Origin of the sequence: Pseudomonas allokribbensis, assembly GCF_014863605.1 — a bacterium.
Taxonomy (GTDB): Bacteria; Pseudomonadota; Gammaproteobacteria; order Pseudomonadales; family Pseudomonadaceae; genus Aquipseudomonas; species Aquipseudomonas allokribbensis.
Genome location: NZ_CP062252.1, coordinates 1,235,580 through 1,246,416 on the forward strand (window position 1 = coordinate 1,235,580; position 10,837 = coordinate 1,246,416).

At 61.6% G+C, this 10,837-nt stretch carries 9 protein-coding genes; 1 reads left to right on the plus strand and 8 read right to left on the minus strand.

The genetic code is table 11. The features are described from left to right. Positions 1-62: 62 nt before the first annotated feature. From IF199_RS05505 to IF199_RS05540, 8 genes are all read right to left on the minus strand, one after another. Positions 63-1,541 (minus strand): APC family permease, encoded by a 1,479-nt coding sequence (locus IF199_RS05505; protein ID WP_192559881.1) that lies wholly within the window; start codon positions 1,539-1,541, stop codon positions 63-65. Positions 1,542-1,686: 145 nt separating this feature from the next. Next, positions 1,687-3,111 carry a gamma-aminobutyraldehyde dehydrogenase gene (locus IF199_RS05510; protein WP_096819310.1) on the minus strand — a complete coding sequence of 475 codons (1,425 nt, stop codon included), beginning with the start codon at positions 3,109-3,111 and terminating at the stop codon, positions 1,687-1,689. A 50-nt stretch (positions 3,112-3,161) separates the two neighbouring features. Beyond that, positions 3,162-3,971, minus strand: coding sequence for an ABC transporter permease (locus tag IF199_RS05515; protein ID WP_007954663.1), 810 nt, complete (start codon positions 3,969-3,971; stop codon positions 3,162-3,164). Then, on the minus strand, positions 3,961-4,896 hold the full coding sequence (locus IF199_RS05520; protein WP_007954664.1) for an ABC transporter permease: 936 nt from the start codon (positions 4,894-4,896) through the stop codon (positions 3,961-3,963). The genes IF199_RS05515 and IF199_RS05520 overlap by 11 nt, the downstream gene beginning before the upstream one ends. A gap of 1 nt (position 4,897) precedes the next feature. Continuing rightward, the gene (locus IF199_RS05525; RefSeq protein ID WP_192559882.1) at positions 4,898-5,935 is read right to left on the minus strand and encodes an ABC transporter ATP-binding protein; all 1,038 of its coding nucleotides are present in this window, start codon (positions 5,933-5,935) and stop codon (positions 4,898-4,900) included. 213 nt (positions 5,936-6,148) lie between these two features. Beyond that, on the minus strand, positions 6,149-7,300 hold the full coding sequence (ydcS, locus tag IF199_RS05530) for a putative ABC transporter substrate-binding protein YdcS (protein WP_192559883.1): 1,152 nt from the start codon (positions 7,298-7,300) through the stop codon (positions 6,149-6,151). An 82-nt stretch (positions 7,301-7,382) separates the two neighbouring features. Then, on the minus strand, positions 7,383-8,870 hold the full coding sequence (locus IF199_RS05535; protein WP_192559884.1) for a gamma-aminobutyraldehyde dehydrogenase: 1,488 nt from the start codon (positions 8,868-8,870) through the stop codon (positions 7,383-7,385). Between the two features lie 99 nt (positions 8,871-8,969). Continuing rightward, positions 8,970-9,884, minus strand: coding sequence for a LysR family transcriptional regulator (locus IF199_RS05540; protein ID WP_007954670.1), 915 nt, complete (start codon positions 9,882-9,884; stop codon positions 8,970-8,972). A gap of 176 nt (positions 9,885-10,060) precedes the next feature. Here IF199_RS05540 and IF199_RS05545 point away from each other — a divergent pair, with 176 nt between their 5' ends. Then, positions 10,061-10,783 carry a tellurite resistance TerB family protein gene (locus IF199_RS05545; RefSeq protein ID WP_192559885.1) on the plus strand — a complete coding sequence of 241 codons (723 nt, stop codon included), beginning with the start codon at positions 10,061-10,063 and terminating at the stop codon, positions 10,781-10,783. Positions 10,784-10,837: the final 54 nt, after the last annotated feature.

Below are 10,837 nucleotides of genomic sequence, written 5' to 3' on the forward strand. Positions count from 1 at the left end.
TGAAATTTTGAATTCGGTGCCTTTCGACGCGACGGGTAATCTCGCCGAAAAGCACTGCGAAATCAAATTGACCAGGCGTCTCCCGCCGGCGCTTTGCCGTGGTCATACGGCTTGCCAATCCACATGTAAACCAGCCCCAGACCAATCACGATCGCCGTGCTCAGCACCATCGCGTAATTGATGTACCACGCCGCATCCGGCGTGCGTGGCCAGGCCATGTTGATGATTGCGCCGACGCCGTACACCAGCGCGCCGATGTTCACCGGCCAGCCCCAGGCGCCGAGGGTGAATTTGCCGCTCGGTTTCCAGCCTTTGCTGCGGGCGTACAGGGCGGCGAGGACGATCATCTGGAACGCGAGGTAGATGCCGATGGCGGCGAAGCTGACGATGGTGGCCACGGCGTCTTGCAGGAAGAAGCCGAGGGCGATGATCAGGCCGGGCAGGACGCCGGACACGAACAGCGCAGCAACCGGCACTTGGGTCGTAGGAGAAATCTTTTTCAGCAGTCGGCTACCGATGACCATTTCATCGCGAGCGTAGGAGTACAGCAGACGACTCGCCGCCGCTTGCAGGCTGATGACGCAGGAGATGAAGGAAATCATCACCACGCCCATCACCACTTTCGAACCGATCGGGCCGAAGGCGTTGTTGAGGATGGTGGTGACCGGGTCCTTGTCGGTGCCGTTGATCACCGCTTGCATGTCCGGCACGGCGAGGATCAGCGCCAGGCAAGCGAACATCGCCGCGATGCCGCCGATGTAGATGGTCATGCGCATGGCCACCGGGATTTTCTTGCTCGGGTTCGGGGTTTCTTCGGCCACGTCGCCGCAGGCCTCGAAGCCGTAGTAGAGGAACATCCCCGCCAACGAAGCCGTGAGGAAGGCCGGTAGATAGGAGCCGTCGACACTGATGTCGAAAGTGTTGAACAGCACGCTGATCGGTTGGTGGCGCTCGAAAATCAGCAGGTACACGCCGACGATCACCGCACCCACCAATTCGCAGAGGAAGCCGAACATGGCAATCCGCGCCAGCACTTTGGTGCCGCTGAGGTTGACCAGTGTGGCGAACAGCGTCAGCACCAGGGCGATGACGATGTTGGTGTTGTTGCTCGGCTCAAACCCCAGCATGGCGGCGAGGTACGGGCCGGCGCCGACCGCAACGGCGGCGATGGTCACGCACAGGGCGATGGAGTAGATCCAGCCGACCATCCATGCCCATTTCTTGCCCACCAGGCGACGTGCCCAAGGATAAACGCCGCCGGAAATCGGGAACTGCGACACCACTTCGCCGAAGATCAGGCACACCAGCAATTGACCGCAGCCGACCAGCAAGTAAGCCCAGAACATCGGTGGCCCGCCAGCGGCCAGGCACAGGCCGAACAGGGTATAAACCCCTACGACCGGTGACAGATAAGTGAAGCCCAGCGCGAAGTTTTCCCACAGGCTCATGCTGCGGTTGAAGTTGGAGGTGTAGCCCAGTTGGCGCAGTTGTTCGGCATCGCTGTCGGCAACGGCGACTGAGAGATCGGGTGATGCACTCATGTGTGTTTGCTCCGTGAAATCGGCAGATTTCGGATGGCCGAAACCGTGGCGGGGCTTGGTGAGCGCCGCCCGGATCGGTAGTTATTGTTTTGAATGCCTGGTGATGCGGATGACCGGTTTCTGCCTTGAAGCCGGGGGAATGCTTTTAGTGTTTGAACATCACATGCCGAACCGTGGTGTAGTCCTCCAGCCCGTACATGGACATGTCCTTGCCGTAGCCGGACAGTTTCTGACCGCCATGAGGCATTTCGCTGACAAGCATGAAGTGCGTATTCACCCAGGTGCAGCCGTACTGCAATCGGGCGGACAGGCGATGGGCGCGCCCTACATCCGCCGTCCATACCGAGGACGCTAGGCCGTAGTCCGAATCGTTGGCCCATTCCAGCGCCTGGGCTTCATCGGTGAACTTGGTCACCGACACCACCGGCCCGAACACTTCGCGGCGGACGATTTCGTCGTCCTGCTGCGCGTCGGCCAGCACCGTCGGTTCGAAGAAGAAACCGTTGCCGTCCACAGCCTTGCCGCCGGTGATCAGGCGGATGTGCGGTTGCGCCACGGCGCGTTCGACAAACCCGGCCACGCGGTCGCGATGTTGGGCGGTGATCAGTGGCCCGAGTTCGGTCGACGGATCATCCTGCAAGCCGTACTTGATGCTGCTGACCGCCGCGCCGAGCTTCTCGACGAACTTGTCGTAGATGCCTTGCTGGGCGTAGATCCGGCACGCAGCGGTGCAGTCCTGGCCGGCGTTGTAGAAGCCGAAGGTACGGATGCCTTCAACCGCTGCATCGATGTCGGCGTCGTCGAAGATGATCACCGGGGCCTTGCCGCCCAGTTCCATGTGCATGCGTTTGACGCTGTCGGCGGTGCTGGAAATGATGTTCGAACCGGTGGCTATCGAGCCGGTCAGCGACACCATGCGCACTTTCGGATGGGTCACCAGCGGACTGCCCACGCTCGGCCCACGACCGAACACCAGATTGAGCACACCAGCCGGGAAAATATCCGACGCCAGTTCGGCCAGACGCAACGCGGTCAGCGGGGTTTGTTCCGACGGCTTGAGCACCACGGTATTACCGGCGGCGAGGGCCGGGGCGATTTTCCAGGCGACCATCATCAGCGGGTAGTTCCACGGCGCGATGGAGGCGATCACGCCCACCGGGTCGCGGCGGATCATCGAGGTGTGGCCGGGCAGGTATTCGCCGCCGGCCGAACCGCTCATGCAACGGCTGGCGCCGGCGAAGAAACGGAACACGTCGGCTATCGCCGGGATCTCGTCGTTCAGCGCAGCGCTGTAGGGTTTGCCGCAGTTGTCCGATTCCAGTTTCGCCAGTTCTTCGCCGTGGGCTTCGATGGTGTCGGCGAGTTTTAGCAGCAACAGCGAACGGTCTTTCGGCGTGGTCTGCGACCATTCGGCGAAAGCACTGTCGGCGGCGCGCACGGCGGCATCGACCTGGGCTTCGCTGGCCTCGTTGATTTCCACCAGCACTTCGCCGCGCGCTGGGTTGAGCACGGGTTGCGCCGGGCCTTCGCCGTTGACCAGTTGGCCGTTGATCAAGAGTTTGGTTTGCATGTTGTTGTCCTCTTTCTACTGCAAATTCAGGGTGGGAAAGATCAGGGAATTCATTTGCCGCCGCTGCCCGCGACGCTCTCGCCACCCCGGGTCAGGTAGTAGGCGCCGAGGATCGGCAGCATGGTCACCAGCATCACCAGCATCGCCACGACGTTGGTCACCGGCACGTCCCGGGGGCGGCTCAACTGGTTGAGCAACCACAGCGGCAAGGTGCGTTCATGGCCGGCAGTGAAGGTGGTGACGATGATTTCGTCGAACGACAGCGCAAACGCGAGCATGCCGCCGGCGAGCAACGCCGAGCCGAGGTTCGGCAGGATGATGTAGCGGAAGGTCTGCCAGCCGTCGGCACCGAGATCCATCGACGCCTCGATCAGGCTGTGGGAGGTGCGGCGCAAACGGGCGATGACGTTGTTGTAGACGATCACCACACAGAAGGTCGCGTGGCCGACGATGATGGTGAACATCCCCGGCTCGATCCCCAGTGTCTTGAAGGTCGCCAGCAGCGCGATCCCGGTGATGATCCCCGGCAACGCAATCGGCAGGATCAGCATCAGCGAAATGCCCTGTTTGCCGAAGAAGTCCCGGCGGTACAACGCCGCCGAAGCGAGGGTGCCAAGCACCATCGCGATCAACGTGGCAATGGCTGCGATCTGCAACGACAACTTGATCGCTTCCAGCACGTCCGGCCGCGAAAACGCCACGCTGAACCAGTGCAGCGTGAAGCCTTTGGGTGGAAAGCTGAACGCCGCGTCTTCGGTGTTGAAGGCGTAGAGGAAGATGATGAGGATCGGGAAGTGCAAGAACACTAACCCACCCCAGGCTGCAATGCGCAAGCCTATTGAAGCCTTTTCAGAGTGCATCGAAGGCCCCCAGACGTTTGACGATGGACAGGTAAATGGCGATCAGAACGATCGGCACCAATGTGAACGCCGCAGCCATTGGCATATTTCCGATTGCACCCTGTTGCGCGTAGACCATGCTGCCGACGAAGTAGCCCGGCGGGCCCACCAGTTGCGGCACGATGAAGTCGCCCAAGGTCAGCGAAAAGGTGAAGATCGAACCGGCGGCAATGCCCGGCACCGACAGCGGCAGAATCACCTGCATGAAGGTCTGACGCGGTTTGGCCCCGAGGTCGGCGGAGGCTTGCAGCAGCGATGGTGGCAAGCGTTCCAGCGAGGCCTGGATCGGCAGGATCATGAACGGCAGCCAGATGTAGACGAACACCATGAACCGGCCCAGGTGCGAGGTCGACAAGGTGCTGCCGCCGACCCCGGGAATCCCCAGAATGAATTGCAGAACCGGTTCCAGCCCCAGGTGCTGAACGAACCACTGCGCGACGCCGCCCTTGGCCAGCAGCAGCGTCCAGGCGTAGGCCTTGACGATGTAACTGGCCCACATCGGCATCATCACCGCGATGTAGAAAAACGCCTTGGTCTTGCCGGTGGTGTAGCGCGCCATGTAGTAGGCAATCGGAAACGCGACGATGGCGCTGGCGATCGACACCACGACCGCCATGCTCAGGGTGCGCAGGATGATGTCGAAGTTCGACGGTTGAAACAGCGCGGCAAAGTTGGCCAGAGTCAGGTCGGGTGTGACCGCCATGGTGAAGTCGTCGAAGGTGTAGAAACCTTGCCACAGCAGCACCAGCAGCGACCCCAGATAGATCGCGCCGAACCACAGCAGCGGCGGCACCAGCAGCATCGACAGATAGAGGTTCGGCTTGCGATAGAGCAGGTTGGAAAACCTGCGCAACGGCGCCGATTGAGGGAGGGCGAGGGCGGTCATGTCACACCCCGCTCGCAACGGTGTCGTGCAACGGAATCATCGCTTCCCGTGCCCAGCGTGCGCTGATGCGCTGACCGGTCTGGTGTTGCGCGCTGCTGTCGATCCACTGATTGTTGGCGTGGCTGATGCTCAGGGTCTGGCCGTTTTCCAGGGTCAGTTCATAGCGCGTGGCGCTGCCCTGGTACTGGATGTCGTGGAGCAGGCCGCTGACTTCGATTTCATGACTGGCTAACGGGCCTTCGGCGAATCGCACGTGTTCCGGGCGAATCGAAAACGGCTGCGGATGACCGCTGAGCTGTCGCGCCAGATCGCCGCGAATCACGTTCGAAGTACCGACGAATTCGGCGACGAACGTGGTGGTGGGTTTCATGTACAGATTGCGCGGGGTGTCGACCTGCTCGATGCGACCTTTGTTGAACACGGCCACGCGGTCGGACATCGACAGTGCTTCAGTCTGGTCGTGAGTGACGAAGATGAAGGTGATGCCGAGCTGGCGTTGCAGCTTCTTCAGTTCGCTCTGCATCTGTTCGCGCAGCTTCAGATCGAGGGCGCCCAACGGTTCGTCGAGCAACAGCACTCGCGGACGATTGACCAGCGCGCGGGCGAGGGCGACACGCTGACGCTGACCGCCGGACAACTGCACCGGTTTACGCACGCCGTAGCCGCCGAGGGCGACCATGTCCAACGCTTCTTCGGCGCGCTTGTGGCGCTCGTTCTTGTTCACGCCTTTGACTTTCAAACCGTAGGCCACGTTGTCCAGCACGTTCATGTGCGGGAACAGCGCGTAATCCTGAAACACCGTGTTGACGTCGCGTTGATAGGGCGGCAGACCGGCGGCTTCGGCGCCGTGAATGCGGATCGAGCCAGCGCTCGGTTGCTCGAACCCCGCGATCAGGCGCAGGCACGTGGTCTTGCCCGAACCGGAGGGGCCGAGCATGGAAAAGAACTCGCCGTCCTGGATGTCGATGGAAACCCGGTCAACGGCCTTCACCTCGCCGAACTGTCGGGAAACGTTGGTGAACTGGACTGCAAGCGTCATGGTGCGGTGCTCCAAAAAGGCGAGGGCCGTCGCAGCGGCCCTGCCTGGACTTCTGAAAAACAGTATTCGAATTGATCGTTCCCACGCTCCGCGTGGGAATGCAGCCCGTGACGCTCTGCGTCAGCTCCTGCGAATGGACGCGGAGCGTCCGGTGATGCATTCCCACGCAGACGGATCGACGCCTCGACGTGGGAACGATCGGTGTGTGGGCGATTACCTACCGCCCATAATCGCAATGTAGTCCTGCGTCCACCGGCTATAAGGCACAAACTTCCCACCCTCAGCCTGCGGTGTTTTCCAGAAGGCAATCTTCTCGAACTGATCAAACCCGTTGGTCTTGCAACCCTCGGCCCCGAGCAACTCACTGCCCTGACACGCCGCCGGAACTGCCGGCAACGAACCGAACCACGCCGCCACATCACCCTGGACTTTCGGCTGCAGCGACCAGTCCATCCACTTGTAGGCGCAGTTCGGGTGCTTGGCCTCGGCGTGCAGCATGGTGGTGTCGGCCCAACCGGTGGCGCCTTCTTTCGGCACGGTCGAAGCGATCGGTTGCTTGTCGTTGATCAGGCCGTTGACCTGATACGGCCAGGCGCTGGACGCGACCACGCCTTCGTTCTTGAAATCGCTCATCTGCACGGTGGTGTCGTGCCAGTAGCGGTGGATCAGCTTCTGCTGGGCGCGCAACAGTTCGAGCACAGCTTTGTACTGATCTTCGGTGAGCTGGTACGGGTCTTTGATCCCCAGCTCAGGCTTGGTGGATTTCAGGTAGAGCGCCGCGTCGGCGATGTAGATCGGGCCGTCGTAGGCTTGCACACGGCCCTTGTTCGACTTGCCGTCAGGCAGATTCTGTTCGGCGAACACCACGTTCCAGCTGGTCGGCGCGGTCTTGAACACGTTGGTGTTGTACATCAGCACGTTCGGGCCCCACTGGTACGGGGTGCCGTAGGTTTCCTTGTTGACCACGTACCACGGCGCGTCTTTCAGGCGTGGGTCGAGGGTTTTCCAGTTCGGGATCAACGCAGTGTTGATCGGTTGCACACGCTTGCCGACGATCAACCGCAGCGATGCATCGCCCGACGCGGTCACCAGGTCGTAGCCGCCCTTGGCCATCAGGCTGACCATTTCGTCAGACGTGGCAGCGGTTTTCACGTTCACCTTGCAGCCGGTCTCCTTCTCGAAACCGGTCACCCAGTCGTAGGCCTTGTCGCTTTCACCGCGTTCGATGTAGCCGGGCCAGGCGACGATATCCAGCTGGCCTTCGCCGGCGCCGACGGCTTTCAGCGGTTCGGCGGCCTGCAGACTGGCGCTGGCCAGCAGGGCCGTGGTGATTGCACTGAGCAGTGCGGTCTTGTGCACGAACATGGTGAACCCTCTTCTTTAAATTATGGTCGGGGCAGTTGTGAACGCGGTGAAGCATGCCGTGGTCGGCTTGTTATTAGCGTAGTCAGAGATGCTGGCCGTGGCGGGCCATGATGTGCCGCACCACGCTGTAGTCCTGTAGCGAATCGCTGGATAAGTCTTTGCCGTAACCGGATCGTTTCAGCCCGCCGTGGGGCATTTCGCTGACCAGCATGAAATGGCTGTTGATCCACGTGCAGCCGTATTGCAGGCGTGCGGCGACCTGCATCGCCTTGTCCAGATTCTGGGTCCAGACCGACGAGGCGAGGCCGTATTCCGAGTCGTTGGCCCAGTCCACCGCTTGCGCCAGTTCGTCGAAGCGGGTCACGGTCACCACCGGGCCGAACACTTCGCGCTGGACGATCTCATCGCTCTGTTTGCAACCGGCCAGCAGGGTTGGCTGATAGAAGAACCCGGCCCCTGAATGCACTGCCGCACCGGTCACTCGTTCGATGTGCGGCTGACCGAGGGCGCGCTCGACGAAACTGGCCACACGGTCGCGCTGACGAGTGCTGATCAGTGGGCCTATCTCGTTGTCAGCGTCGCGTTTGCCGGCGAAGCGCAGGCTGCTGACCGCCGCGCCGAGTTCGGCGACTAATTTGTCGTGAATCCCTGCCTGGGCGTAGATCCGGCAAGCCGCCGTGCAATCCTGCCCGGCGTTGTAGTAGCCATAAGTGCGCACGCCTTCGACCACGGCTTTGATGTCGGCGTCGTTGCAGACGATCACCGGGGCCTTGCCGCCGAGTTCGAGGTGCGTGCGCTTGAGGGTTTTGGCGGCGGCTTGGAGGATTTTCTGGCCGGTGACGATATCGCCGGTCAGCGACACCATGCGCACTTTCGGATGACCGACCAGGTGACTGCCAACCCCTTCGCCGCCACCGCAGACGATGTTGATCACCCCGCGCGGCAGAATCTCGGCCAGTGCCGGAGCCAGCGCCAGAATCGACAGCGGCGTGTGCTCGGACGGCTTGAACACCAGCGTATTGCCGGCGGCGAGGGCCGGGGCGATCTTCCACGCGGCCATCATGATCGGGTAGTTCCACGGCGCAATCGAGGCGACGACGCCAATCGGATCGCGGCGCACCATACTGGTGTAGCCCGGCACGTATTCGCCACTGAGCTGGCCGGTCTGGCAGCGCACGGCGCCAGCGAAAAAGCGAAACACATCGACCGTTGCGGTCAAATCGTCCTGCCGCGCCAGATGCAGCGGCTTGCCGCAGTTCAGGGCTTCGAGGCGGGCGAGGTGATCGGCGTGTTTTTCGACGGCGCTGGCGATTTCCAGCAGCAAGTTGGAGCGTTGTTGCGGAGTCGTGCGTGACCACTCGGCAAAGGCGCGGTGGGCGGCGAGGATGGCGGCTTCGACTTGCTCGGTGCTGGCTTCGGCGATCTGGGTCAGGACTTCGCCGGTGGCCGGGTTGAGGATTGGTTCGACAAATCCTTGCCCGGCGACCAGTTCGCCGTCGATCAGCAACGCGGTGTGCATGTGGGTCTGCGCGCCAGCCATTTTCCGTGATCTCTTTTCTTGTATGGCCATGTTGCTCCCTGTTCCGGGAGCCGACCGTCTTATAGATGCAGCAAGACTAGTGCGCGGCTCCGGGGTCGACAAATTCTAAATACTGAAGGTGGCATTCGATTAAATAGATGGCTTGCGTCCGCCGTGGGGCTGTTCGCGGGCCACAGTCAGGAACGGGTCGACCAGCGCAGGGCGTGCGGTGCCACGGCGCCAGGCCAGACCGACGTCGAGGGTCTGGTTGAGGTCGGCAATCGGTCGGGCTTCGATGATGTCCCCTTCCAGCGACCATGGGCGGTAAGTCATGTCGGGCTGGATCGACACGCCCAAGCCGGCTGCGACCAGACTTCGCACCGCCTCTGTGGACGCGGTTCTGAGGGTGATCTTCGGTTGCAGTCCGGCACCGCGCCAAAGGCGTTGGGCATTGCGATCCATCTCGTCGACGTTCAGTTGAATCAACGGCTCCCGGGCGACGTCGGCGAGGTTGATGCTGTCGTGTTCCAGCAGCGGATGCTGGGCCGGCAGCCACAAGCGGTGCGGCGAGTGGGTCAGCACTTCGGTCTGCAAGGCGTGGCGGTCTTCGAGGTTGGAGAGGATCAACACCCCGACATCGATCTCGCCGCTGACCAGCAGATGCTCGATGTATGGCCGCTCGTCCTCCATCACCCGGATCTCGACGTTGGGGTACGCACGCTGGAAACGAGTGAGCAAATCCGCCAGGTAATAACCGGCCACCAGACTGGTCACGCCGACGATCAACTGCCCGGCGACCTGATCGGTGCTTTGTTGCAGGCTGCGTTTGGCGTTGTCCACGGTTGCCAGAATCAAGTGCGCCTGGCGTAGAAACTGGTGCCCCTGATGGGTAAGGGTCATGCCCTTGGCGTGGCGATTGAACAGGCTGACGCCGATTTCTTCCTCCAGTTGCTGGATGGCCAGGGTCAGGGTCGACTGGGAAATGAACGCGGTCTGCGCGGCGGCGGAGATCGAGCCGGTCTCGGCCACAGCGATGAAATGGCGGATCTGACGCAAGGTCATCATGGAAGGTTTACCCGGTGGGCGGTTTTTATAGATTGCCTCGAGTGTATATCTATTTTCGCGAAGGGCTGCTGAGGGCCAGGCAACATCTGGAAGCACACTCGCACCCAAACGACGGGCACTTTCGAACTAGGCTGAGGGCCTTATTGATCCGGATAACCCCTGTTTGGAGGCGGAACATGAACACCCGTGGATTGCTCGATCAACTCCTCAAGTCCGGCCAGGATCTGCTGCAGAACAAGGCGGGCGGGGCGCAGAACAAACCGGCTGCCGGTGGTTTGGGCGGCTTGCTGGGCGGATCTTCCAGTCATGGCGCGCTCGGCGGTTTGCTGTCAGGCGCAGGCGGCGGTGCCCTGGTGGCCGGCGCCATGGGCCTGTTGCTGGGAAGCAAAAAGGCCCGCAAGGTTGGCGGTAAAGTCGCCATTTACGGCGGCCTCGCCGCACTGGGCATGATCGCCTACAAAGCCTACGGCAACTGGAACGCCCAGAAAGGCACCGCCCCGCAGAGCGAACCGCAAACCCTCGATCGCCTGCCACCGGCGCAAGTCGAACAACACAGCCAGGCCATCCTCAAGGCTCTGGTCGCCGCCGCCAAAGCCGACGGCCACATCGACGACCGCGAACGCCAGCTGATTGAAGGTGAATTCACCAAGCTCGACAACGATCAGGAGCTCAAACACTGGCTTCACGCCGAACTCAACAAACCCCTCGACCCCACCGACGTCGCCCGCGCGGCAAGCACGCCGGAGATGGCCGCCGAGATGTACGTGGCGAGTGTGATGATGGTGGATGAGGAGAACTTTATGGAGAAGAGCTATCTGGATGAGCTGGCGCGGCAGTTGAAGCTGGAGCCGGGGTTGAAGGTGGAGCTTGAGAAGCAGGTCCGTGTAGCGACCCTGTAGAACTGCTGTCATCGAAACGAGAACCCGCGATCTTGCGCAGGATCGCGGGTTCTT